Origin of the sequence: Gottfriedia acidiceleris (assembly GCF_023115465.1) — a bacterium.
GTDB classification, from domain to species: domain Bacteria; phylum Bacillota; class Bacilli; order Bacillales; family Bacillaceae_G; genus Gottfriedia; species Gottfriedia acidiceleris_B.
In genome coordinates, this window is sequence record NZ_CP096034.1 from 1,665,997 (window position 1) to 1,691,363 (window position 25,367).

Consider the following 25,367-nt stretch of genomic DNA (forward strand, 5'->3'; position numbering starts at 1 on the left):
GTGAGGAGAATTTCATCATGGCAACAGAATATGATTTAGTCGTACTCGGTGGCGGTACAGGTGGCTATGTAGCTGCTATTCGTGCTTCTCAATTAGGATTAAAAGTAGCGGTAGTAGAAAAAAATAAACTAGGTGGAACTTGCTTACATGCAGGCTGTATCCCAAGTAAAGCATTTTTACGTAGTGCTGAAGTTTTTTCAACTGCTAAGAAAAGTGAAGAGTTTGGTGTTGAAACATCAGACGTAACATTAAACTTTAGCAAAGTACAACAAAGAAAAGAAAATATTGTTGCCGGGCTTCATAAAGGTGTTGAACACTTAATGAAACAAGGGAAAATTGATGTATACAATGGTTTAGGACGTATTTTAGGACCTTCAATCTTCTCACCAATGCCAGGAACAATTTCAGTAGAAATGAACGATGGTAGCGAGAACGAAATGCTAATTCCTAAGAACGTATTAGTCGCAACTGGTTCAAGACCAAAGTCTTTACCTGGATTAACAATTGATGGTGAGCACGTAATGTCATCTGATGAGGCGTTAAAAATGGAGTCACTTCCAGCGTCAATTATTATCGTTGGTGGCGGTGTAATCGGTATTGAGTGGGCTTCAATGTTAGCAGATTTTGGTGTTGAGGTAACAGTAATCGAGTATAGTAAAACAATTTTACCTTTAGAAGACGAAGAAATTTCTAAAGAAATGACTAGATTATTAAAGAAAAAAGGAATTAAATTAGTTACTGATGCAAAAGTTTTAGCTGAAACATTAGTAATCGACAATGGTGTTAGAATTAATGCACTTCATAAAGATACTGAGAAATCTTTCACTGCTGAAAAAATGTTAGTATCTGTTGGCCGTCAAGCGAATGTTGAAGGAATTGGATTAGAAAATACTGACATCGTAGTTGAAAATGGTTTTATCCAAACAAATGCCAATTACCAAACTAAAGAATCACATATTTACGCAATTGGAGATGTTATTGGTGGCTTACAATTAGCACATGTTGCTTCAAGAGAAGGTACAATTGCAGTTGAGCATATTGTAGGTAATACTCCACTTCCATTAGATCCAACAATGGTTAGTAAGTGTGTTTATAGTAATCCAGAAGTTGCATCTGTTGGTTTAACTGAGCGTGAAGCAAAAGAAAAAGGTTATACAGTTAAAAAAGGAAAATTTTCATTCCGTGCAATCGGTAAAGCTTTAGTTTATGGTGAGCATGATGGATTTGTTAAAATAATTGTTGATGAAGAGACGAATGATCTTCTTGGTGTCCATATGATAGGACCTCATGTAACTGATATGATCTCTGAAGCAGGTTTAGCACGAGTTTTAGATGCAACTGCTTGGGAAATTTCTCATACAATTCATCCACATCCTTCATTATCTGAAGCGATTGGTGAAGCAGCACTTGCAGTAGAAGGATTAGCAATTCACTCTTAATTTAAAAAATTGAAATGTAGAGATCAAATCTCTACATTTCATCACTATAATGATTTAAAACGCTTCCACACATGTATGTGGTAAAAGGGGGATATTTATGGAAAAGGTTACAACTTCAAACCGTCATGAACAGCTGGGTCTATCAAATGATGACGTTCTTAGTATGTATGAAACAATGCTAATGGCACGTCGTATTGATGAGCGTATGTGGTTATTAAATCGTGCTGGTAAAATTCCGTTCGTTATTTCTTGTCAAGGTCAAGAAGCAGCTCAAGTTGGATCAGCATATGCGTTAGATAATACAAAAGATTACGTATTACCATATTACCGTGATATGGGTGTTGTTTTACAATTTGGAATGACAGCAAAAGAATTAATGCTTTCTGGTTTTGCAAAAGCAGAAGATCCAAACTCTGGTGGACGTCAAATGCCAGGTCATTTTGGACAAAAGAAAAATCGTATTGTTACAGGATCATCTCCAGTTACAACTCAAGTACCTCACGCTGTAGGTGTATCTCTAGCTGCAAAAATGGAAGGTAAAGATATTGTCTCTTGGGTTTCATTTGGTGAAGGTTCTTCTAACCAAGGTGATTTCCATGAAGGCGCAAACTTTGCTGGTGTACATAAGTTACCAGTAATTTTCATGTGTGAAAATAACAAATATGCTATCTCAGTACCAATTGAGAAGCAATTAGCATGTGAAAAAGTATCTGATCGTGCAATTGGATACGGTATGCCTGGTTTCACTGTTGATGGAAATGATCCTTTAGAGGTTTATCGTGTAACAAAAGAAGCGGTTGATCGTGCTCGTCGTGGAGAAGGCCCAACATTAATTGAAGCTGTATCTTATCGATTAACTGCACACTCTAGTGATGATGATGATCGTATTTACCGTTCTCGTGAAGAAGTAGAAGAAGCAAAAAGCAAAGATTGCTTATTTACATTTGCTAAATACCTTCATGAAGTTGGTGTGTTAACAGAAGAATTAGAAAAAGAAATAGATACAAAAATTCGTGCGATCGTTGATGAAGCAACTGACTACGCAGAAAACGCTCCATATGCAGCACCTGAGCATGCATTGAAGTTTGTTTACGAAGAATAAGAGGGGGTAGGACAATATGGCAGTAATTTCTTATATAGATGCAGTAACTTTAGCGTTAAAAGAGGAAATGGAACGCGACCCAAAAGTATTTGTATTAGGGGAAGACGTTGGATTAAAAGGTGGAGTATTTAAAGCGACTCATGGTCTATATGATCAATTTGGTGAGGATCGTGTATTAGATACACCACTTGCAGAATCTGCAATTGCGGGTGTTGGTATTGGTGCTGCAATGTACGGACTTAGACCAGTAGCTGAAATGCAATTTGCTGATTTCATTATGCCTGCAGTAAACCAAATTATTTCTGAGGCATCAAGAATTCGTTATCGTTCAAACAATGACTGGACTTGTCCTATTACGATTCGTGCTCCTTATGGAGGCGGTGTACACGGTGCACTTTACCACTCTCAATCTGTTGAGAAGGTATTTGCAGGTCAACCAGGATTAAAAATTGTAATGCCTTCTACACCTTATGATGTGAAAGGTTTATTAAAAGCAGCAATTCGTGATAACGACCCAGTAATTTTCTTTGAGCATAAACGTGCTTATCGTTTAATTAAAGGTGAAGTACCTGAAACTGATTATGTACTTCCAATTGGAAAAGCTGACGTAAAACGTGAAGGTGAAGATATCACAATCATCACTTACGGATTATGTGTACATTTTGCTCTTCAAGCTGCTGAAAAATTAGCTCAAGATGGTATTTCTGTACATGTTTTAGACTTACGTACAATTTATCCATTAGATAAAGAATCTATTATCGAAGCTGCTTCTAAAACAGGAAAAGTTTTATTAGTAACTGAAGATAATAAAGAAGGAAGTATAATGAGCGAAGTTGCAGCAATTATTGCTGAAAATTGTTTATTTGAATTAGATGCGCCAATCGCACGCCTTGCTGGCCCTGATGTTCCGGCAATGCCTTATTCTCCAACAATGGAAAAATTCTTTATGGTTAATCCAGATAAAGTAGAAAAAGCGGCTAGAGAACTTGCAGCATTTTAATGGCACTGTTTGAAAAAGGGGGACATAATGATGATCGAAAATATTAAAATGCCTCAATTAGGTGAAAGTGTAACAGAAGGTACAATCAGTACTTGGTTAGTAAAAGTAGGAGATCGTGTAAATAAATACGATCCACTTGCTGAAGTTATGACAGATAAAGTTAATGCTGAAGTACCATCTTCATTTTCTGGTGTGATTAAAGAATTAATCGCAAATGAAGGTGAAACTTTAGCAGTTGGTGAAATCATTTGTACGATTGAAGTTGAAGGTGCTTCTGGTGAAGTAGCTGCTACAACTATTGAAGAAACTAAACCAGTTGAAAAAGCTGCACCTGTAGCACCAGCACAAGCTCCTGTAGCTGCTGCACCGGTTCAAACTATTGCTAAAACTGATGAGTCTGGTAAAGTTCGTTATTCTCCAGCTGTACTTCGATTAGCACAAGAAAATAATCTTGATCTTTCATTAATTCCTGGTACAGGAAATAATGGTCGAGTTACTCGAAAAGATGTTTTAAATGCAATCGCAAATGGTGTACCTCAAGCGGCACCAGCACCTGTTGCAGTTGAAGCTCCTGCTCAACCAGTTGTAGCACAAACTGCTCCTACAGCTCAAGTAGCAGCACCTAATACAGCACCTGCACCTGTTATTCCAACAGCAGTTGGCGATATTGAAATTCCAGTTACAGGTGTACGTAAAGCAATTGCTTCAAATATGTTACGTAGTAAACATGAAGCTCCACACGCTTGGATGATGATCGAAGTAGATGTTACTAACTTAGTTAATTACAGAAACAGCATTAAAGACTCTTTCAAGAAAAAAGAAGGTTTCTCTTTAACATTCTTTGCATTCTTTGTTAAAGCTGTAGCGCAAGCACTTAAAGAATATCCAATGATTAATTCAATGTGGGCTGGAGACAAAATCATCCAAAAGAAAGATATTAACTTATCGATCGCTGTTGCAACAGACGATGCATTATTTGTTCCAGTAATTAAAAATGCTGATGAGAAAACAATCAAAGGTATCGCACGTGAAATTACTGAATTAGCTACAAAAGTTCGTACTGGTAAGTTAAAATCAGACGAAATGCAAGGTGGCACATTCACAGTAAATAACACTGGATCATTTGGTAGTATTCAAAGCGCGGGTATCATTAATTACCCACAAGCTGCAATTTTACAAATTGAAAGCATCGTAAAACGCCCAGCTGTTGTTAACGGAATGATTGGTGTTCGCGATATGGTTAACCTATGCTTATCACTTGATCACCGTGTACTTGACGGCTTCATTTGTGGTAAATTCTTAGGAAGAGTAAAAGAAATCCTAGAAAATACAACAAAAGAAAATACGAACGTATATTAATTTTATAAACAAAAGAGGTTGTCTTAAGGGCAATCTCTTTTTTATGTTAGTTTGTGAAATGAGAAAATTAAAATCGTTTTGAGAGGTGCAAATAAAGATAGAGGTTCTGCAATTAAATTCTTCATAAACAAAAATAGAAATGAATTACGCTAATGATCTTAAAATGGCCACATAATTCATTCAAAATGAAAAAACCATAGGAATTACCACTCTATAGAAATAAAATCAGTATTTTATCAATATAAAAAGGATTATATGTGTGTCCTTTATCCAGAAATAGAAATAGCCCTTTTTTAGTGACTTATGATAAAATTAATAAATATAAAATTCTCCGATATTATAAAAAGGAGTGGAATTTATGCTAGTTGAACAAAATGGCTATTACATATCAACAAATAAAGAATTATTAAACAGAGACGTTATTTATAACTTTTTAGACAAAGATTCATATTGGGCAAATGAAATTCCTTATGAATATATTGATCGATTTATCAAAGGTTCTTACTGCTTTGGCGTATACAAGGGGAATCCAGGAGAAAGTGACCCAACCCAAGTAGGCTTCGCAAGAGTCGTATCAGATGGCGTCACATTTGCTTATTTAGCTGATGTATTTATTCTCCCAGAATATCGTAAACAAGGCTTATCAAAATGGCTAATGGAAGAAATCATGTGTTATGAAAAACTATCAACAGTACGGACATTCATGCTTGGCACAAGAGATGCTCACAACTTATATCGCAAATATGGCTTCGAAGTGATTGATAATAGTAAAAACCGATTCATGGCTATTTTAAAAGACAATCTTTATCACAATATGAAAAACAATAGAGAATAGGATGCCACACCTCATCTCTCTAATCCTCTTTTCCACGGGCTTCATGCTTACCATTTACCTTTACACAACCTCTAGCTCATTTTTAGATCCTGAACTAAAATCTTTACAAACTGTAACATTTGTAAGATAATTTACAAATATGTGACATCTTAGAGAAATAGGGGGGATAAGATGTTTAAAAATTTATCTGCCGTACATCCTGTTGCTTGGAATATTGTAATTGGAACTTTATTCGTTAGATTTGCTAGCACAGTAAGTATGCCGTTTTTAGCTATTTATTTAACTTCAGTTAAACAGATCTCACCTGCAATGGTTGGGCTTATGTTAACAGTTTCATCTTTTTTAGGGGTGTTTTTCAGTTTTATTGGAGGAACTCTTTCTGATCGTATTGGAAGGAAAACTATTTTATTATCGAGTATTTTCTTATGGTCTATAACATTAGTTGGTTTTGGACTAGGAAATTCATTCGCCTGGTTTTTCGTGTTGAACTCGATCTTAAATATTTGTTCATCATTTTTCGAACCTTCTTCAAGAGCATTACTTTCTGATTTAACCGACGAGAAATCAAAACTGTTAGTGTTTAATTTGCGATATGCTGCTATTAATGTTGGAGTTGCAGTTGGTCCATTAGTTGGTTTATATCTAGGAAGCTCTAAAAGCACATTGCCATTTGTATTATCTGGAATTGTTTACTTTATTTATGGTTTAACATTATTATTTATGTTATCAAAGTATAAAATTGGAGAAGGAAAGTCTGCTTCGACAACGAACAAAGTTTCGATGAAGGCATCTTTTTCTATTTTACGTAAGGATATCATCTTTGCTTTAACGATTCTAACAATCTGTTTTTATGGTCTTGGTTATTCGCAAAGCTTTTCAACAATGTCTCAATATTTTGCGAACGCACCACAGTTTCATAATGGCGTGAAACTGTATGCATATTTAACAACAATCAATGCAGTAACTGTAGTAATACTTCAATTCCCAATTGTAAGTAGAATGAAGAATTTTTCTCCAACTGTATCAATGATGATTGGTAATGTGATTGTTAGTTTAGCTGTTGCTGGATTTGGGTTATTTACTAACTTTTTCTTATTAGCAATCGTTATGATTGTGTTAACTGTAGGAGAAATATTTGCATTTACATTTACAGATGTATTTGTCGATCAGCTTGCTCCTGAAGAATTAAAAGGAACTTATTTTGGGGCAATGGGATTCTCAAAACTCGGTTTCGTTTTCGGTCCAGCGCTTGGTGGAAGTTTACTAGCTTACTTCGGATATGAAAATGGTGGCCATGGATTTGTTATTATTAGTGCAATCGCTTTTATAAGTTTTCCAATGATGTTTTTTGTAAATAGACTTTTTCAAAAAAGAAAAGAAGTCAAGGGTGAATCGGATACAAAATTAACTGTTAATTCTTAAAAGAACGCTTTTAAAGCGTTCTTTTTTTTTCAGAGTGTTAAGTTGTCAATATAATTTTCCATTCATACCAGTATTTAATTTTGATACATTTAATGTAAGAAAAAAATAGCGAGGATGTGTAGTTATTTGAATAAATATGGTAGGCTTTCTTTATTGATGGTTGGTATCAGTATAGTTATAGCTCTTTTTATGAATGATCACACTAAACAATTCCTTTTATGTTTCTTAATCTTATCCATAGCAGGGGTAATTTTTGCATTCCTCTCAAAAAAACTTACAAATATTATTCTTGGCGTAGTCTTAAATATGATCACCTTTATTTTCTTCTTCTTTTTAATTTTGGCGTTCGGAATTGGAGAAGCTTAAATATTAGAGTTTTTCCATTTCATACTAAAATAGTATGCTTTCGTTTATTTCCTCATATATTGTATAAACAAGCGATATGGAGGGAGAGATATGGACGAACTTCTTTTTGATCAGCTTAAGTTATTAAGTTGGGACTGTGTAATATTAGAAGGTGCTAGTGAGCAAGAAGAAGAGCTAATGAAAAATGTTTTATCCACATTACATTCAATCGGATTAAAAAATAAAATTGATGCAAAAGTTTTATTTATTGCAGGAGATGTGGAAAAGATTGATCAGTTTGTCATAAAAAATCCATTCGTAACCGTTATACGAGTTGTTGAAGAATTAAATGAAGATTACCAATACGCCATATCTACTTTAGCTCATTTACCGAATGTAATCGTAGATTTAGTCAATGAATAATTAAGACGTTAAAAAATTCACTTGAAATATAATAAAACTAGCAGGTTCAAAAGCTTGAATTATTAGCCGCTAAATTGGTAAGATGAAAAAAAGCATGTAAGGAGTAGATGAAATGAATATGAATTTTAATTTTTTTATGAATGATGTTGTCCATACTGCACGTCAAGAAATCGTAGCGGCTGGTTATGCAGAGTTAAAAACACCTGAGGAAGTTGCGCAAGCACTTGAAAAGAAAGGCACTACACTTGTAATGGTAAACTCAGTATGTGGTTGTGCTGGTGGTATTGCTCGTCCTGCAGCAGCACATTCAGTGCACTATGATGCAAGACCAGACCAATTAGTAACTGTGTTTGCAGGGCAAGATAAAGAAGCTACTGCTAAAGCTCGTGAATATTTTACTGGTAAAGCACCATCATCTCCGTCATTTGCACTTTTAAAAGACGGTGAACTTGTTGCGATGGTTGAGCGTCATGAAATTGAAGGTCATGATCCAATGCAAGTCATTCAAAAACTTCAAAATTATTTCGACCAATTTTGTGAAGAAATTTAAATAAAAAAGTACAAAAATTTATGAGGGGAATTCCATAAATTTTTGTACTTTTTTTGTACATAATATTATTATTATGTAAACTGTATTTTAAATGAAGCGTTTTAATTAATTATTTTGTAAATAAAATAAAAGATAAAGAAGAAAGATAATGCAGCTAAAGAGCATGTAAAAATTAATAACATTAATGCATCCTTATATGCTGTCTCATCGTTTTTTACGCGAAAAGCGAAGGATTCTGATCTATGTTTTTTTAATTTTCTATATTGGCTTAAATCGATAATATTTGATTGATCCACAACACACCTCTCCTTTGTGTTACTAATATATTAATTAAATTTTAAAATATTCTAAATAATTAGTAAAGTTGTTTTGCAAACAAATTACTAGCAAATTATGCCATAATTAATGTGAATAAAATTTACTAATATGCTTGAAAGGTAAGTGGGAATTTGTGAAATATACTTTATGTTTTATCAAACGAAATGATGAACTATTAATGTTAAATCGTATAAATGCTCCTACAATGGGAATTTGGAATGGTGTTGGTGGAAAAATAGAAAAAGGAGAAACAATCGAAAGATCCGTTCAAAGAGAGATTGCAGAAGAAACCGGTATACAGATTGAATTGAAAGATATAACTTATAAAGGTAAAGTGACCTGGCATGAAGAAGAAGTGGATTTCGGAGGTATGTACGTATTCCTGGCCAAGGTTTCTAATAGTTTAAAATATGATACGCCTTTAAAAATAGATGAAGGAATTTTAGATTGGAAAAAAATTGATTGGGTAATAGATGAAAAAAATCAAGGAGTAGGGGAGTGTATTCCTTATTTTCTTCCAATACTATTAAATAATGAGCGAAATCATCACTATTCCTTTTATTATAAGGAGAATAAGGTTGTTGATGTAGTAATAGAAGAGGTTGTTTTAATATAATCAAATAATTTATGAATGAATAATGTAATCATTTTTATGAAAATACCATTACCAAAATGGTATTTTTTTTATAAATAAGTATGAAAACGCTTAAATTAGGGGGAATTCAGGTATTCGGAAATGTAAAATGTAGTGATTTGCAAGATTTGTCGAAAATTTATTGAAAAGTTTGAAAAGTTTAATAACAACTCTTTTATTCGCTTATTTGAATAAATATATAAACGTAATGAATATTAATGAAAATATATTTTTTAAAATATCCCTGTAAAATGAAGCTATATCTAATTTTTTTGTCGAAATACTGAAAAATATATTTGCATATTTATTAGTATGTGTTAAAATTCATTTTGTGGAATAATTATTCATTCGAAAAAAATGGTTGTTTAATAGAATACTAATAAAGATAATATAAATAATAAGTTTGAATTTTTAAAAAATTAGGGGGAAGCATTAATGAAAAAAATAGTCGGAGTTTTAGCTGCATCAGCATTATCAATTGGAATGTTATCTGCTTGTAACAAGTCAGATGATAAAACCTTAACCTTAGGAACAAGTGCGGATTATAAGCCTTATGAATTTATTGACACAAAAAATGACAAAATAGTCGGATTTGATGTTGATTTAGCTAAAGCGCTTGGTAAAAAAACTGGATACACAATTAAAGTAAAAGATATTGATTTTAACTCATTAATTACTGCGATGAATGCAGATAAAGTAGATTTTATTATGGCCGGTATGAAAAAGACACCTGAGCGTGCCAAAAATGCAGATTTTACTGAATCATATTTCACTGATCAAAATGAAATAGTTGTAAATAAAGATTCAAACATTAAAAGTGTTGAAGATTTAAAAGGAAAAACAGTTGGTGTACAAGCTGGTTCAATTCAAGAAACAAAAGCAATTGAAGTTTCTAAAAAGATTGGATTTAAAGTTGAAAACCGTAACCGTATCCCTGAGATGGTAGAAGAATTAAAAGCTGGAAGATTTGATGCTGTTGTTATCGAACAATCTGTAGCTAGTGGTTATCTAAATAAATTACCTGAAATGCAAGGTGAATTAATGCAAGATTTCTTTGAACAATCTGGTTCAGCAGTAGCTCTTCCAAAAGGAAGTAAATTAACACCTAAATTTGATAAAGCACTAAAAGAATTAAAAGAAGATGGAACTGTTGATAAATTAATTAAAAAATGGTTCGGTGAAATAAAGTAATACGTAAGATTTTAATAGTCTAAAAGATAAACCAATAGGGTATGGCGAGAAATATAGAAATGATAAGTTTTTGTTGTAATCAGGGAGGAATTATTGATGGAAAAAGATTGGAGTCACTTATTAGAGAAAATGCCTTTACGTCTTGCGCCAAGCATGGCAAAGGATCATCCTAACTTACCAGTTGTAAAGGAAGAAGGCTGTTACTACTATGGTGTAGATGGTAAAGAGTACTTAGACTTTACATCTGGCATTGCTACTACAAATGTTGGACATCGTCATCCAAAAGTAGTACAGGCAATTAAAGATGGCGCAGATTCTTTAGCACATGGTCCATCGGGTGTCATTATTTACGAATCGATTTTAAAGCTAGCAGATGAGTTGGCTGAAATTCTTCCTGGTAACTTAGATACTTTCTTTTTTGGTAATAGTGGAACTGAAGCGATTGAAGGTGCTATTAAGCTAGCTAAACATGCTACTAAACGTCCTTATATTGTTTCATTTATTGGTTGTTTCCATGGCCGTTCTATGGGAGCATTAAGTGTTACGACATCAAAAAGTAAGTATCGAAAATTTTTACAACCAACAGGCTCTTATCAAATTCCTTATGCAAATGTTTCAGAATGCCCTGAAGGTTATGATGAAGAACAATATGTAGTAGAGCAATTAGAAAAAGATTTTAAACGATTATTTAATCATCAAGTAACTCCAGAAGAAGTTGCTGCAGTTATTGTAGAGCCAGTTCTAGGTGAAGGTGGATATGTAGTACCACCTAAAGCATGGTTAAAGAAAATACGAGAAATCTGTGATAAAAATAATATTTTACTAATTTTTGATGAAGTTCAAACTGGATTTGGTCGTACAGGAGATTGGTTTGCTGCACAAACTTTTGATGTAACGCCAGATATTATGGCAATTGCAAAAGGTATTGCAAATGGTATTCCTTTAAGTGCTACTGTAGCATCAAATGAACTAATGAAACAGTGGCCACTAGGTAGTCATGGAACAACATTTGGAGGGAATCCAATAGCTTGTTCAGCTGCACTTGCTGTTTTAGAAATTATTAAAGAGGAAAAGCTTTTAGAAAATACAAGAGAAGTCGGAGCTTATGCAGTAGAAAAATTGAATGCATTAAAAGAGAAGCATCCGGTAATTGGAAGCATTCGCTCAATTGGTTTAATGATTGGTATTGAAATCATTAATCCAGCTACAAAAGAACCAAACGGTGATGGATTATTTAAAATTCTTGATCTTGCTTTGGAAAAAGGTGTTTTATTCTACTTCTGTGGTAATAACAGTGAAGTAATTCGAATGATTCCACCATTAACAGTTACAAAGAATCAAATCGATGATGGGTTAGCAATCTTAGATGAAGCATTAACAGAATATGAGCAATCCATTGGATATGAATTATATGAAACAAAGGGCATTGGTTTCTAACCAGTGCTCTTTATCTAAACAGACTTTGTCGAATAAACTTTGCAATTTAAAAGACAAATAGTAAAGGAGTACTACAATATGAACTTAGATTTTTCTCAAATTGTCCCTTCAATTCCATATATATTGGCCGGATTAAAATTAACACTATTAGTAGTTGTTTGTTCAATTTTATTAGGTCTTGTTTTAGCAATATTACTTGCATTAATGAAAATTAGCCGTTCAAAATGGTTAGTTGTAATAGCTGATTTTTATACTTCAATTTTTCGTGGAACACCGATGGTTTTGCAATTAATGATTATTTATTATGGGTTACCACAATTAATTGGTTTCGACATCGAAAAGTTTCCAGCAGCGGTATTGGCTTTTGGTTTGAATTCAGGAGCTTATGTATCAGAGATTATCCGTGCAGGTATACTAGCAGTAGATAAAGGGCAACAAGAAGCTGCTTCAGCTTTAGGAATTCCTTACCGTAAAATGATGTCAAAAATTATTTTACCTCAAGCATTTAAAAATATTTTACCAGCTTTAATGAATGAGTTTATTACGTTAACGAAGGAATCAGCAATGGTAACAGTAATTGGTGCATCTGATTTAATGAGAAGAGCATTCTTAGTAGGTGGGGAAACTTACTCATTTATGGAGCCACTTATTTTTGTAGCTGCAATTTATTACATTATCATTATGATCCTATCACTTCTAGGTAAATCTGTTGAAAGGAGAATGCGTACAAATGATTAGAATTACTAATTTAAATAAAAGCTTTGGAAATGTTCATGTATTAAAAGGAATAACAACTATAATTGAGCAAGGATCTGTTGTAGCTGTAATTGGCCCATCTGGTTCTGGAAAGTCTACATTTTTACGTTGTATGAATTTATTAGAAGCTCCTTCAAATGGTGAAATTTGGATGGATGATATTGAAATTACAAATCCTAAAAGTAATATAATGAAAATTCGAGAAGATGTAGGTATGGTATTCCAGCATTTTCATTTGTTCCCACATATGACAGTTCTAGAAAATATTACGTATGCCCCAATTAATGTAAAAGGTATGAGTAAGGCTAAAGCAGAAGAAAATGCAAAGGCACTACTTGAAAAAGTTGGACTTCTTGAAAAAGCAAACGTTTATCCTCCTAAACTTTCAGGTGGTCAAAAACAACGTGTAGCTATAGCAAGAGCACTTGCAATGGAACCTAAAGTAATGCTATTTGATGAACCAACATCAGCTCTAGATCCAGAGATGGTAAAAGAAGTACTTGAAGTAATGAAATCATTAGCTCATACTGGTATGACAATGGTCATCGTTACACATGAAATGGGTTTTGCAAAGGAAGTTGCAGATCGAATTCTATTCTTAGACGAAGGAAATCTAGTTGAGGATTCAACTCCAATCGAATTATTTACAAGACCAAAAACAAATCGTGCTAAGTTATTCCTTGAGAAAGTTTTATAAGTCATTTAATCACTTAAATTTGAAGAATCCCTACTTTTCATCAGAAAAGAGGGATTTTTTTATTGACAAAAAATTCATTGAATTGCTTAAAAAATGTCTAAATTTGTTTTAGGTTTGTAAGCCAACAGGTGTTTCTTGTATTTCGACTTCAGCTCGTTCTCAAATTCTACAAAAAAATTTTTAATCATTAGAACTTGTTAATTTTTGTCTATCGAAAACATTTATTAAAGTGGATCAAAATGAAATAAAATTATCTTAGTTTCTAAATATTCTTTTATTTTAATTGCACTAATATTTGCAAATTTTCAAGAAATAAAAACTTGAAAGGAGAGTATGATGATGGAATTGGACCAAAACTCTAGTACGAGTATAACTCAAAGCAAATACTCGGAAGTTGCAAAATCTCATGAGTTTAAACAGTTACTGAAAGCAAAAAGAAAGTTTATTCTGCCAATGTCATTATTCTTTTTTTGTTTTTACATTGCTTTACCATTAATGACTTCTTACTCTAAAGCACTTAATACAAAAGCATTTGGAGAGGTAACATGGGCTTGGATGTTTGCATTTGCTCAATTTATTATGACTTGGGTATTATGTTTGATTTACAGTAAAAAAGCTGAATCCTTTGACAAAATGGCAGAAGGAGTATTGGAAAAGTTAAATAAAGGTGGGGAGGAAATTTGAATACGACGGCATTTACATTATTTTTAATGATTGTACTAGGAACGCTTGTTATTACATATTACGCTTCTAAAAAAACAAAAGATGCGAAAGATTTTTATACCGCAGGAGGTGGATTGACTGGATGGCAAAATGGATTTGCAATTGCAGGTGACTATATGTCAGCGGCATCCTTTTTAGGAATTGCAGGTGCGATTGCTTTAACTGGATTCGATGGATTTTTCTATAGCATCGGATTTTTGGTTGCATATTTAGTCGTTTTATATTTAGTTGCAGAGCCTTTACGAAATCTAGGAAAATACACGTTAGCAGATATGATTGCTGCGCGATTTGATCAAAGAAAAGTAAGAGGGGTAGCTGCGTTAAATACAATGACGATTTCAATCTTTTATATGATTGCACAACTAGTTGGTGCTGGTGCACTGATTAAATTATTACTAGGAATTGATTATACGACTGCTGTTTTAATAGTAGGTATTTTAATGACTGTTTATGTAATATTTGGAGGTATGAGGGCTACTAGTTGGGTGCAAATCGTAAAGGCAATCCTTCTTATGCTTGGAACATTAGTCATTTCAATCATCGTTTTTGCTAAATTTAATTTCAACATTAATGAAATGTTTAGCCAAATGAGAACGGCAACTCCTCTAAAGGACTCGTTTTTAAATCCAGGTGTAAAATATACAAATGGATTAGATACCATTTCATTAAATTTGGCACTGGTTCTTGGAACTGCCGGTTTACCTCATATACTGGTCCGCTTCTTTACAGTGAGTGATGCGAAAACAGCACGAAAATCAGTCGTTTATGCAACATGGTTAATCGGAGCATTTTATATCATGACGATTTTCCTTGGATTTGGGGCAGCAGCATTTGTTGGAAATTCTGAGATAATAAAAGCAAATCCAGCAGGAAATATGGCAGCGCCACTTTTAGCTGAAGTATTAGGTGGTAACTTTTTATTTGCTTTTGTTTCAGCTGTAGCATTTGCAACTATACTTGCCGTAGTAGCAGGGCTAGTATTAACTGCTGCATCTGCGTTTGCACATGATTTTTACAATGAAATCTTAAAACAAGGTAAAGCAACTGAAAAAGAGCAAGTTTCAATGGCTAGATATGCTTCGATTGGAGTTGCTTTAATCTCAATCTTACTTGCAATATTTGCACAAACATTAAATGTTGCCTTTTTAGTATCCTTAGCATTTGCTGTTGCTGCAAGCGCGAACTTACCAGTCATACTCTTTACAATCTATTGGAAACGTTTTAATACGACTGGCGCAATTACTGGTATGTTAACTGGATTAATATCTGCAATCATACTAGTAGCAATAAGTCCAAATATTTGGAGTCCAATAGAAGGAAAAGCCATTTTTGTTGGAGATCCATTCATTAATTTAACGAATCCGGGGATTATATCGATTCCTTTAGGATTCATAGCCGCTTATTTAGGTACAATTCTTTCAAGTAAGAAAGAAAATGAAGCTAAATTTGATGAAATTCTTGTGAAGTCAAATACTGGTCATGGTATTTCAAGTATTTCTACGCATTAATCATAATGAGAAAAAAGAAACTGGAGAAAATTTTTCAGTTTCTTTTTTATTTAGGAACATATTAATTTACTCATCACTTTGTTTTAATTTTAAAGGTTTTGTAGAGATAATCGTTTCTATGTTTTTACTGATTAATTTATTATTTTTACGATTTTCAATTCTTGCTTTTGCTATTTCAGCAAGTTCGCGTTCTTCTTCGGTTTCAAGAATGATAGATGGAACTGGTACCGTTTTATTATCTTTCATTCCAACAAATGTTAGAAATGAAGTAGCTGCAACACGGCGATTACCTGTAATCAAGTTCTCTGCAATCGCTTTTACGAAAATTACCATTGATGAAGTACCTGTAACGACGACAAAGGATTCATAAGAGATACAATCCTCTTCTGTAACAGGATGTAAGAAGTCTACATGGTCAATCGAAGCAGTTACACATTTCAATCTTGCATGTTTAGAAGCAGTAATTGAAGCAGTCATATCCATATCTGCAAGAATTTTTCCACCAAATAAAGTTTGGTGATTGTTTAAGTCAGTAGGGAAAACTCGAACGGTTAATGCTGAACGCGATTCATGGCAATATTTTGAACTCATAAATTCACACCTTTTATTAGAATAATGATATTTTTACCAATCTATTTTTTATTAAGCGTAATTATGAGATGAAATTTTCATTAGAAATATTGACCTATTCAATGAATCAAATACTACATAAAGTAAAGCATAAATAATAGGTGATCTTATGTATAGAATTGGTTCAAGGATTGTTAAAACGGCGTTAGGGAGTGCAGTTGCAATTTTTATTGCGCAATCAGTGGGAGTTCATTTTTACTCATCTGCGGGTACATTAACAATATTATGTATACAAACTACTAAAAAGCGTTCATTAGATACAGCATTAAGAAGATTGTCTGCATGCGTGCTGATCATCCTTTTTTGTATTTTTTTCTTTCATATTTTTGGTTATACACCTTTAGCGATTGGAATATTACTATTATTTTTTATTCCAAGCTTAGTAAGGCTTAAAATTCAAGAAGGAGTCATTTCTAGTGCTGTTATCATGTTACATCTATATGGTCTAAAAAAAATTACAGTACCAATTATAGTAGATGAGTTAACTGTAATTGTAATAGGAATTGGTGTAGCGTTACTTTGTAATTTATATATGCCTAGTTTAGATGATCAAATAAAAAACTTTAAAGTACAAATTGATTCTAAATTTTGTTTTATTTTTGAGAAGATTTCTATTTATTTAAAAGAACCAGCTAATAAGTGTTTTTTAGAAGAATATGATGAAACTGTAAAATTACTTAAAGAAGCAAAAAGAATTTCGAAATTAGAAATTGATAATCATTATTTTAAATCATCCAATGATGAAGATTATGAATACTTTTTATTAAGAGAACGGCAACTTGAAATAATCCACCGTATCATTGACACAGTTTGTGACATTAAAGTAAGCAACGAACAATCTCATATTTTATCCAAATTTTTTAATGATTTAAGCTTTTCAATAAATCCAATTATAAGTGGCGTTATCTGCTTACATCAGTTGGAAGAAATTTATCACATGTTTCGTGAAATGCCACTACCACAAACATCTGATGATTTTGAAACTCGTGCAGCGGTTTTAACCATCATCAATGAAATGGAAAGTTTTTTGATTATGAAATCAAAGTATAAGGGGAAATACGTTAAGTGAAATTAAAAAGGAGTTGCTTTAATTGCTTAAACTAGTTCTATCACTAATTTTAGTAATTGGTCCAGTATGGCCACTTGGACAAAATCCAAGGGTAGGAGAACCATTTATTATTATTAATAAAGAAGTAAATAATTTGGCATATATAGAAGATGGTAAGGTCCTAAGGATTTATCGAATTGCTACCGGAAAAACAGCAGATTTAACTCCTGAAGGTATTTTTAATATTACATATAAAGCCAAAAATCCATATTGGCGCAAAAAGAATATTCCAGGAGGGGATCCTAAAAATCCACTAGGAACAAGATGGATTGGTTTTGACGCATTAGGTACAGACGGATCGATTTATGGTATACATGGAAATAATGACCCTTCATCAATTGGTAAATATATTTCAAATGGATGTGTAAGAATGTACACAAATGATGTGAATGAACTTTTTGATAAAATCCCATATGGAACGAAAGTGTTCATCACTACATCATCAAGTTCATTTGAACAACTAGCTCGTGAACAAGGTGCAATCAAATAATAAAGAGGATTTATCATCAAAATCTCAAGAGATCTTGATGATGAATCCTCTTTTTCCATATTATTTGTCCTTTTATAACATTGCAGCGATACCTGCAAGTAAAGTAGTAGCAAGCATTGAAATTAACATAATCATAACGACTACTTTTTGTGTTTTTTTTCTCATGTGATTACCACCCTATATTAAAGAATTACAATTAATTAATTATTCATTAGAATCATACAAGTGTTGTCCTATTTTAGCATATGTAGGATATTTTTTACAGTCTCAGCTTCTTTAATTCCCTTGCCAAATAAATAGGTGATCTTTTTACGAAATAAAAAAGGGTCTCATAAGCATTTTTAGCTTACGAGACATCCCTTATTTACTCAAAATGAAATTAAAATTTTACTTAACTCCAACCGCATCAAATGCTTTATTTACGGTAGTTACTTCAGCGGAGCTGGTACCAAAAAGGTCAGAAGCTGCTTTCACACATGCTGCACGTGCTTGACTGAAAGTAGAGGAAGCTGTTAAATAAACAGTATTTGCACGATAGAAAATTTGAGCTAGTTTATCATTTCCGATTCCTGTAACAGTCACGCCGTAAGCAGTCCCACCTTGAGCAACTAAATAAGCAGCCTTATTAATAATACCGCTATTTGTATGAACTCCTCCATTGTCAGATGTTCCAGTGTAACGATTTGCATAGTTATCTGGATCTCCATATTTAGTTGGGTCACTCATCGAACGAAGTGCATCACCTGCAATTTTTGGTGTATAAATATCTTCACCAATCAGATAATCAGGATTTTTATTATTATAGAACTCTATTAATGTACCAAAAATATCAGAAATTGCTTCGTTTAGTGCACCAGATTCATTCTGATAAGTTAAATTTGAGCTAGTTTCTGTTACAGCGTGAGTTAACTCATGTGCTACTACGTCAATACCCCCTGATAATGAAATAAATGTTGTACCATCACCATCACCATAAACCATTTGTGTACCGTTCCAAAACGCATTATTGTAATTACGGCCATAATGGACACTCGATTTTAGTGCACCGCCTTTATTATCATAGGAATTGCGTCCAAAAACATTTTTATAATAATCAAATGTTAAACCAGCAAAATAATGTGCATCAACTGCAGCTGCATCATAAGCGCTATTTAGAAGGTTATCAGGACTTGTCCAAAGTGTACCAGCAAGACGTTGTCGGTTTGCCGCATCATACGTGAAAATACCATTTGAGGCTCTAGTATTATCTTGTAAATAATAAGTTGAACCAGATAGGGTCATATTTAGTGTTTTTGTATCACCAAGCACACCAACCCCTGTTCCAGTTGTATTTGTACTACTTGCTGTACCACCTGGTTTTGCAGCAGGGGCACTACTATCTGCTTCATCTAAATTATTATAGCTATTTAATATTTTTCCTGTTGATGCATCAATGAAATAATTAAAGTTTCCAGGTTTAGGAGAAAGGAAGTTTAAGTTTACAAGGTAAGCATAGGTTGCTTCATCACCATTTGTGTAAACTACTAGATCTGCTGTAGGGTCTTTTTCATAGGTAGGAGTATAACCAAGGTCGGCTTCTGCAATTTTAATAGATTTGTTGGCATTTACTTTCTTTTCGGATTTAAGTCCTTTTTTTGTATCTAGATTAGGTGCTATCGTACCAGAGAAAGCTGTTAGAACACCATCGTCTGCAACTAATGCTGTTTGAGTAGAGCCCCATACAGGTACACCATTATATACTTGTTGTAGTCGGAGAGCGGTACCTAACATATCTTTATTGCTAGACTTAATGATGAATGATTCTTCTGAGGATTTGGAACCGAGTTTAAATTTATCTTTGTTAGCATTGACATAACCTAGTACAATGCTCTCAGGACTTTGAGTTGATGGCTTTGTGAGCTGACCTGAAACAAATTCAGGTGATCCTACAGATTCATTGTACTTGTAGCTAGATAACACATTTTTTGGTGCAGCATATGTATTTGTTACTGAAAAACTACTTGCTGCCAATCCTAAAGATAACCCAACTGCTAAGACTTTTTTGTTCACTTAAATTCCTCCCCAGTTAACAATTAATGATAACGAGCTAATATTATCATGTAATCTAGTAGGTTTACAAACTACAAAAAACTGCAATAATTGCACTTTTTTTTGGAAAAATAAGTCTTTTATATCGAATCTAAATTACCACTCAATTGTGAAATAGTCATATTGTTTTATTATAAGTGAAAAGTTGGGGGAATGCCGTCGAACTTTTTTTAATTGCTTGTAATTTTGGTGTTTAGCTTACTGTTCTATGTTCAAAATAGTTTCATTTTTATTATCACCACTTGAAAAACGGTTTTATAGCTACGTTTTAATCATGTTTGTCCACTTTCTTGAATATTGTTTAAATAATAGCTTATGTGCTTTTGAACAGATTACAGTACATAAAAAAATCTCATATGTTTCTAAAAAAAGCATTGATTTGAAGGAGAGGGCAAAAAATGTTCACAAATATAGATCATATGGCAATCTGTGTAAAAAATTTAAACGATAGTATTAAAAAGTATGAGGGTGAGTTAGGCTTATCATACTCATATCGAGAAATAGTTGAAGACCAAGGTGTAGAAGTCGCATTTTTTAAAACAAATAGAATTACGATTGAATTAATCCAACCACTTACATCAACGAACCCTGTACATAAATATATTGAAAAAAAAGGTGAAGGATTGCATCATATTGCTTTTCAAGTAGATGACATCGAAAAATCACTATTAGAACTAAAAAAACGCCAATTCAATTTAATTCATCATTCACCACGTAATGGGAGTGAGGGTTCAAAAGTTGCCTTTATACACCCTAAACAATTCGGCGTATTAATCGAAATTGTTCAAAAAAGGGGGGAGTTTAATGAGCAAGTATGATGATCTTTATAAACTATATGAAAAGATATCTGAAATAGAGCAAGGTGGAGGATTTGAACGGATTGAGAAACAACATGAACGTGGAAAGTATACAGCACGAGAAAGAATAGACATGCTGTTAGATGAAGGGAGTTTTGTAGAGTTATTTAGTTTTGTACAGCATCGTTGTTCAGATTTTGGAATGGATGAACAAAATGGTGCATGTGATGGAGTTGTCACAGGTTATGGAAAAATTAACGATCGAACGGTCTTTGTTTTTTCGCAAGATTTTACTGTGTTCGGCGGTGCTTTAGGAGAAATGCATGCGAAAAAAATAAGTCAATTAATGGACATGGCAGTACAGTGTAAGGCTCCGATTATTGGTTTAAATGATTCAGGTGGTGCGAGAATCCAAGAAGGTGTCCTTTCGTTAGATGGTTATGGACATGTTTTTTACCGAAATACGATTTATTCTGGGGTCGTACCACAAATTTCAGTTATTATGGGGCCTTGTGCAGGTGGTGCAGTCTATTCACCAGCAATTACTGACTTCGTTATCATGGTTAATGGAACTAGCCAAATGTTTATTACTGGACCAAAGGTAATCGAAAGTGTAACAGGTGAAAAGATCTCTGCAGAGGATTTAGGTGGAGCTAAAGTCCATAATGAGATAAGTGGAAATGCTCATTTCCAAGCTGAGTCGGAAGAAGAAGCCCTTAAGGTCGTTAGAAATTTAATGGAATATTTACCGGCACATTGGGAAGAAAAAGCACCTACTAAAATGAAAACTGAAAAAGATATAGATGATTTAATGGAGTTAATTCCTGATGAAAGTAGTCGACCTTATGATGTTAAAAAAATAATAGAAATGATTGTAGATGATGATTCCTTTTTTGAGGTTCAAAAAGATTTCGCTAAAAATTTAGTTGTAGGATTTGCTAGATTAAATGGTGAAGTAGTAGGACTCGTTTGTAATCAGCCTAAATTTATGGCGGGAGGATTAGATTTACACTCAGCTGATAAAGGGGCTAGATTTATTCGTTTTTGTGATAGTTTTAATATACCAATCATCACTTTTGTTGATGTGACAGGGTTTTTCCCTGGTGTAAAACAGGAGCATGGAGGTATAATAAGGCATGGTGCTAAGCTTTTATATGCGTACTCTGAGGCAACAGTTCCAAAAGTTACAGTCATTACGAGAAAAGCCTTTGGTGGAGCATATGTTGCATTAAATAGTAAATCAATTGGAGCAGATTTAGTATTTGCATGGCCAAACGCTGAAATCGCTGTAATGGGTGCTGCTGGTGCTGTAAATATATTATACGGAAAAGAAATCTCTCAAAGTAATCGACCAGATGAGTTAAGATCAGAATGGATGGATCAATATAAAGAGAAATTTTCTAATCCTTATGTTGCTGCAAAATACGGTTTAGTTGACGATGTTATAGATCCAAGGATGACTAGAAAAAAGCTTATTCAATCATTAGAAGTATTAAAAAACAAAAATGAAAAGCGCCCAGCAAAAAAACATGGTAATATACCTTTGTAGACATTTTTTTACATATTCAATTTGGAGGCATGACACAAATGATTAATGAACAACGTATAGTTGAAGAATTTTTAGAATTAGTACAAGTAGACTCTGAAACTAAGTTTGAAGCTGAAATTGCAAAGGTTTTAAAACAAAAATTAGAAGCCCTTGGAATGAATGTTTTTGAAGACGACACAATGGGTGTTACAGGTCACGGTGCTGGAAATATTGTTGCTACAATTCCTGCTACGAAAGAAGGCGTTGACGGTATTTTCTTCTCTTGTCATATGGATACAGTAACTCCAGGTAAAGGAATCAAGCCATCAATCAAAGATGGATATATCGTTACTGACGGAACGACAATTCTAGGTGCAGATGATAAAGCTGGTATTGCAGCATTTTTAGAAGCTATAAAAATCATCAAAGAACAAAATATTGAGCATGGTGAAATTCAATTCATTATCTCAGTTGGTGAAGAATCTGGATTACATGGTGCTAAAGCAATGGATCCAAAATTAATTACTACTAAATTTGGATATGCATTAGATAGCGATGAAGAAGTAGGTAACATTATCGTAGCAGCTCCAACTCAAGCTAAAGTCATTGCGACTATTTATGGTAAAACAGCACATGCAGGCGTTGCACCTGAAAAAGGCGTTTCAGCGATTACGATTGCTTCAAAAGCAATTGCAAGAATGCCACTTGGTCGAATCGACGAAGAAACGACTGCTAATATTGGACGTTTCGAAGGTGGAAGTGCAACAAATATCGTATGTGATCAAGTGAATATTTTAGCTGAAGCTCGTTCATTAATCGGTGAAAAAATGGAAGCTCAAGTAGCTAAAATGAAAGTTGCTTTTGAAGAAGCAGCTACTGAAATGGGTGGACGTGCTGAAGTAGAAGTTCAAATTATGTACCCTGGATTTAAATTTGGTGAAGGAGACCACGTTGTTGAAGTTGCGAAACGTGCAGCTGAAAAAATTGGACGTACTCCTGCTTTAAAACAAAGTGGTGGAGGATCTGACGCGAACGTATTCGCAGGTCACGGTTTCCCAATTGTAAACTTAGCAATTGGTTATGAAGAAATCCACACTACAAATGAAAGAATGCCAATTAAAGAGTTAGTAAAAACTGCTGAAATGGTTATTGCAATTGTAGAAGAAGTTGCTAAATAAGTAAGTAAAAAAAGGGCTGTCCTATCTATCGGATTAACTGATAGATAGGCGCCCTTTTTTTCATCTGTTTTAATAGTTAAGAAGTCTCAAAACCAAACTCTAACTAGTAGTTAAACGTTTTCTATATACATAAAAGAATACAATCGCAATCAATAAGGCAGATGGAAATATGACTAAACTATACTTTGCAAAAATAGACGCCACTTTATCCCATTCTTCACCAAAAATTTTCCCTAATGTTATAAAAGTGAATCCCCAAAGGATTGCTCCAATAAATGCAAACGTTGCAAATTTACGATAAGAATATTTATTAATGGCAGCAAAATAAGCAGTTAAATGCCTGACTCCGGGAATAAAAAATCCTATTATAAGGATATATGGTCCAAATTTCGTAAATAAGCTTTTTGTTATTTCAATTTTTTTCTCTGTAATATGAACTTTTGGTCCATATTTATTAAGTAAAGGTAAACCAAATATGTATCCAAGTATATAACTTAATGAGATTCCACAAATGATTCCAATAATTGCACAAGCTATGGAAGGTAAATATAACAATCTACCCAGAAATACATTATAACCTATGTATACTAAAAGAATTTCATCTGGTAGTGGTAATCCTATAATTCCTCCTATTAATGCTAAAATGATGCCTAGATAACCATAGTGACTAATTATTAAGTTTAAATGTTGAACCATTGATCATACACATCCTCGATTTTTTCCGCGTGAAGTAAATAGGCAAAAATTTATTATATAGATAATATTTTATTGTATACAAACAAAAGTATTTTATAGCATTTTCTTAAATATGGCAATTAAAATTCAAATAATTTTGTTATTATTAGAATGATTTAATATTACGATAGAAAATAAAGAAATTTAGGTGGGAACAATGATTAATTATTATGAAATAACCCCAAATGTATTTAGTAGGAAAGAAACAATCATCATGTTTCATGGTTGGGGTTCAACGATTGAATCACAAATACAACTTGGTAATGAGCTCTCTAAATTAGGATTTAAAGTTGTTATTCCCGAAATTAAATACCATGATTCGAGACAAGTATTGAATAACCATTTTGATCAAGATATTTTACAAACATATTTTGGAAAACGATATTTGAAACCATTGATGAAGAAGATGAATTGACACATCAGCTTTGTTTACTTAAAGAAAATACAATTCTGTTAGGTAGTTCAATGGGTGGTTTTATTGCAAGTGGAATGTTTTTTTCAAATAATAGTTATGCCGGATTAATTAATATTAATGGATCAAGTTCTTATATTTATTCTGAAAACGATTTTCGTAAAAAAGATAGAAGAGAGCCATTAAATGAAAGTGAATTAGAAACGTTTGAAAAATATGATCCTAAGTTTAAAGATAGTAATATAAGTAAGCCAGTTTTATTTTTACATGGTCAACAGGATCGAGTTATTCCAATTGGAGGGCAACTCGATTTTTTAACTACTAAACATCATTATTTTATAGATTTTCTTAAATATAAGGATGTAAATCATACGATCACAGGTAATATGAAAAACGACATACTCACTTGGTTTGATAAAAATTTTAAAAAGGAGAGGATTTTATATGAGTGAAAATGCACTACCAAATGGATTATCTAAACCTGCTATTAGAGCATTAACTTCAGCAGGTTACTTACATTTGGAGCAATTCACACAATTAAGTGAAGCGGAAGTATTAAAATTACATGGAATGGGACCTAAGTCGATTACGACAATTAAAAATGCATTAGAAGAGAAAGGATTATCTTTTAAAAAATAAAATAGTGTCTAGATCAAGAACTG

The 25,367-nt window shown here is 33.2% G+C and carries 28 protein-coding genes; 24 read left to right on the top strand and 4 right to left on the bottom strand.

The genetic code is table 11. The features are described 5' to 3' along the window. Positions 1 to 17: 17 nt before the first annotated feature. The 16 genes from lpdA (at position 18) to MY490_RS08010 (ending at position 15,739) form a co-directional block, all read left to right on the top strand. On the top strand, positions 18 to 1,439 hold the full coding sequence (gene lpdA / locus MY490_RS07935) for a dihydrolipoyl dehydrogenase (RefSeq protein WP_248268723.1): 1,422 nt from the start codon (positions 18 to 20) through the stop codon (positions 1,437 to 1,439). A 97-nt stretch (positions 1,440 to 1,536) separates the two neighbouring features. Next, positions 1,537 to 2,541: a thiamine pyrophosphate-dependent dehydrogenase E1 component subunit alpha gene (locus MY490_RS07940; protein WP_248268724.1), complete on the top strand. Its 1,005-nt coding sequence runs from the start codon at positions 1,537 to 1,539 to the stop codon at positions 2,539 to 2,541. Positions 2,542 to 2,557: 16 nt separating this feature from the next. Further along, on the top strand, positions 2,558 to 3,541 hold the full coding sequence (locus MY490_RS07945; protein ID WP_098844809.1) for an alpha-ketoacid dehydrogenase subunit beta: 984 nt from the start codon (positions 2,558 to 2,560) through the stop codon (positions 3,539 to 3,541). A gap of 27 nt (positions 3,542 to 3,568) precedes the next feature. Further along, a complete protein-coding gene (locus tag MY490_RS07950) occupies positions 3,569 to 4,900 on the top strand; it encodes a dihydrolipoamide acetyltransferase family protein (protein ID WP_248268725.1) in 1,332 nt (443 codons plus the stop codon). Positions 4,901 to 5,258: 358 nt separating this feature from the next. Next, positions 5,259 to 5,735: a GNAT family N-acetyltransferase gene (locus tag MY490_RS07955; RefSeq protein ID WP_248268726.1), complete on the top strand. Its 477-nt coding sequence runs from the start codon at positions 5,259 to 5,261 to the stop codon at positions 5,733 to 5,735. 171 nt (positions 5,736 to 5,906) lie between these two features. After that, positions 5,907 to 7,157 (top strand): MDR family MFS transporter, encoded by a 1,251-nt coding sequence (locus tag MY490_RS07960; protein WP_248268727.1) that lies wholly within the window; start codon positions 5,907 to 5,909, stop codon positions 7,155 to 7,157. Positions 7,158 to 7,283: 126 nt separating this feature from the next. After that, positions 7,284 to 7,523: a hypothetical protein gene (locus MY490_RS07965; protein WP_248268728.1), complete on the top strand. Its 240-nt coding sequence runs from the start codon at positions 7,284 to 7,286 to the stop codon at positions 7,521 to 7,523. A gap of 90 nt (positions 7,524 to 7,613) precedes the next feature. Then, positions 7,614 to 7,925: a hypothetical protein gene (locus MY490_RS07970; protein ID WP_248268729.1), complete on the top strand. Its 312-nt coding sequence runs from the start codon at positions 7,614 to 7,616 to the stop codon at positions 7,923 to 7,925. 112 nt (positions 7,926 to 8,037) lie between these two features. After that, complete coding sequence (locus MY490_RS07975) at positions 8,038 to 8,475, top strand: BrxA/BrxB family bacilliredoxin (protein ID WP_248268730.1); 438 nt, start codon at positions 8,038 to 8,040, stop codon at positions 8,473 to 8,475. Positions 8,476 to 8,926: 451 nt separating this feature from the next. After that, positions 8,927 to 9,409 (top strand): NUDIX hydrolase, encoded by a 483-nt coding sequence (locus MY490_RS07980; RefSeq protein WP_248268731.1) that lies wholly within the window; start codon positions 8,927 to 8,929, stop codon positions 9,407 to 9,409. Between the two features lie 453 nt (positions 9,410 to 9,862). Further along, positions 9,863 to 10,618 (top strand): transporter substrate-binding domain-containing protein, encoded by a 756-nt coding sequence (locus MY490_RS07985; protein WP_248268732.1) that lies wholly within the window; start codon positions 9,863 to 9,865, stop codon positions 10,616 to 10,618. Positions 10,619 to 10,714: 96 nt separating this feature from the next. Next, complete coding sequence (locus MY490_RS07990; protein WP_248268733.1) at positions 10,715 to 12,055, top strand: aspartate aminotransferase family protein; 1,341 nt, start codon at positions 10,715 to 10,717, stop codon at positions 12,053 to 12,055. A 78-nt stretch (positions 12,056 to 12,133) separates the two neighbouring features. Then, positions 12,134 to 12,793 carry an amino acid ABC transporter permease gene (locus tag MY490_RS07995; RefSeq protein ID WP_248268734.1) on the top strand — a complete coding sequence of 220 codons (660 nt, stop codon included), beginning with the start codon at positions 12,134 to 12,136 and terminating at the stop codon, positions 12,791 to 12,793. Next, complete coding sequence (locus MY490_RS08000) at positions 12,786 to 13,508, top strand: amino acid ABC transporter ATP-binding protein (RefSeq protein WP_248268735.1); 723 nt, start codon at positions 12,786 to 12,788, stop codon at positions 13,506 to 13,508. Before MY490_RS07995 ends, MY490_RS08000 begins: the two co-directional genes overlap by 8 nt. A 339-nt stretch (positions 13,509 to 13,847) precedes the next feature. Continuing rightward, positions 13,848 to 14,192 carry a DUF485 domain-containing protein gene (locus MY490_RS08005; RefSeq protein WP_248268736.1) on the top strand — a complete coding sequence of 115 codons (345 nt, stop codon included), beginning with the start codon at positions 13,848 to 13,850 and terminating at the stop codon, positions 14,190 to 14,192. After that, on the top strand, positions 14,189 to 15,739 hold the full coding sequence (locus MY490_RS08010; RefSeq protein WP_248268737.1) for a solute symporter family protein: 1,551 nt from the start codon (positions 14,189 to 14,191) through the stop codon (positions 15,737 to 15,739). The genes MY490_RS08005 and MY490_RS08010 overlap by 4 nt, the downstream gene beginning before the upstream one ends. A 66-nt stretch (positions 15,740 to 15,805) precedes the next feature. On the opposite strand, the gene MY490_RS08015 is transcribed toward MY490_RS08010, so the two are convergent. Then, positions 15,806 to 16,330: an acyl-CoA thioesterase gene (locus tag MY490_RS08015; RefSeq protein WP_248268738.1), complete on the bottom strand. Its 525-nt coding sequence runs from the start codon at positions 16,328 to 16,330 to the stop codon at positions 15,806 to 15,808. Between the two features lie 148 nt (positions 16,331 to 16,478). Between MY490_RS08015 and MY490_RS08020 the strand changes: the two genes are divergently transcribed. Beyond that, the gene (locus MY490_RS08020; RefSeq protein ID WP_248268739.1) at positions 16,479 to 17,438 is read left to right on the top strand and encodes an aromatic acid exporter family protein; all 960 of its coding nucleotides are present in this window, start codon (positions 16,479 to 16,481) and stop codon (positions 17,436 to 17,438) included. A gap of 22 nt (positions 17,439 to 17,460) precedes the next feature. Next, entirely contained in the window at positions 17,461 to 17,967 is a 507-nt protein-coding gene (locus tag MY490_RS08025) for a L,D-transpeptidase (RefSeq protein ID WP_248268740.1), read from the top strand. 72 nt (positions 17,968 to 18,039) lie between these two features. On the opposite strand, the gene prli42 is transcribed toward MY490_RS08025, so the two are convergent. Together prli42 and MY490_RS08035 are read right to left on the bottom strand one after the other, a co-directional pair. Further along, positions 18,040 to 18,132: a stressosome-associated protein Prli42 gene (gene prli42 / locus MY490_RS08030; RefSeq protein ID WP_156339731.1), complete on the bottom strand. Its 93-nt coding sequence runs from the start codon at positions 18,130 to 18,132 to the stop codon at positions 18,040 to 18,042. A 222-nt stretch (positions 18,133 to 18,354) separates the two neighbouring features. After that, positions 18,355 to 20,016, bottom strand: a complete 1,662-nt coding sequence (locus MY490_RS08035) for a M4 family metallopeptidase (RefSeq protein ID WP_248268741.1) — start codon at positions 20,014 to 20,016, stop codon at positions 18,355 to 18,357. A 437-nt stretch (positions 20,017 to 20,453) separates the two neighbouring features. On the opposite strand from MY490_RS08035, the gene mce reads away from it, so the two are divergent. The 3 genes from mce to MY490_RS08050 are packed head-to-tail and all read left to right on the top strand — an operon-like array spanning position 20,454 to position 23,558. Further along, the gene (gene mce / locus MY490_RS08040; RefSeq protein ID WP_248268742.1) at positions 20,454 to 20,873 is read left to right on the top strand and encodes a methylmalonyl-CoA epimerase; all 420 of its coding nucleotides are present in this window, start codon (positions 20,454 to 20,456) and stop codon (positions 20,871 to 20,873) included. Beyond that, on the top strand, positions 20,860 to 22,401 hold the full coding sequence (locus MY490_RS08045) for an acyl-CoA carboxylase subunit beta (protein ID WP_248268743.1): 1,542 nt from the start codon (positions 20,860 to 20,862) through the stop codon (positions 22,399 to 22,401). Before mce ends, MY490_RS08045 begins: the two co-directional genes overlap by 14 nt. Positions 22,402 to 22,439: 38 nt before the next feature. Beyond that, the gene (locus MY490_RS08050; protein ID WP_248268744.1) at positions 22,440 to 23,558 is read left to right on the top strand and encodes a M20/M25/M40 family metallo-hydrolase; all 1,119 of its coding nucleotides are present in this window, start codon (positions 22,440 to 22,442) and stop codon (positions 23,556 to 23,558) included. A gap of 99 nt (positions 23,559 to 23,657) precedes the next feature. Here MY490_RS08050 and MY490_RS08055 read toward each other — a convergent pair whose 3' ends face one another. After that, on the bottom strand, positions 23,658 to 24,254 hold the full coding sequence (locus MY490_RS08055) for a DedA family protein (RefSeq protein ID WP_248268745.1): 597 nt from the start codon (positions 24,252 to 24,254) through the stop codon (positions 23,658 to 23,660). 196 nt (positions 24,255 to 24,450) lie between these two features. Between MY490_RS08055 and MY490_RS08060 the strand changes: the two genes are divergently transcribed. The 3 genes from MY490_RS08060 to MY490_RS08070 are packed head-to-tail and all read left to right on the top strand — an operon-like array spanning position 24,451 to position 25,344. Continuing rightward, a complete protein-coding gene (locus tag MY490_RS08060) occupies positions 24,451 to 24,708 on the top strand; it encodes an alpha/beta hydrolase (protein WP_248268746.1) in 258 nt (85 codons plus the stop codon). After that, positions 24,705 to 25,157, top strand: coding sequence for an alpha/beta hydrolase family protein (locus MY490_RS08065; RefSeq protein ID WP_248268747.1), 453 nt, complete (start codon positions 24,705 to 24,707; stop codon positions 25,155 to 25,157). Before MY490_RS08060 ends, MY490_RS08065 begins: the two co-directional genes overlap by 4 nt. Then, complete coding sequence (locus tag MY490_RS08070) at positions 25,150 to 25,344, top strand: DNA-directed RNA polymerase subunit alpha C-terminal domain-containing protein (protein WP_248268748.1); 195 nt, start codon at positions 25,150 to 25,152, stop codon at positions 25,342 to 25,344. The genes MY490_RS08065 and MY490_RS08070 overlap by 8 nt, the downstream gene beginning before the upstream one ends. Positions 25,345 to 25,367: the final 23 nt, after the last annotated feature.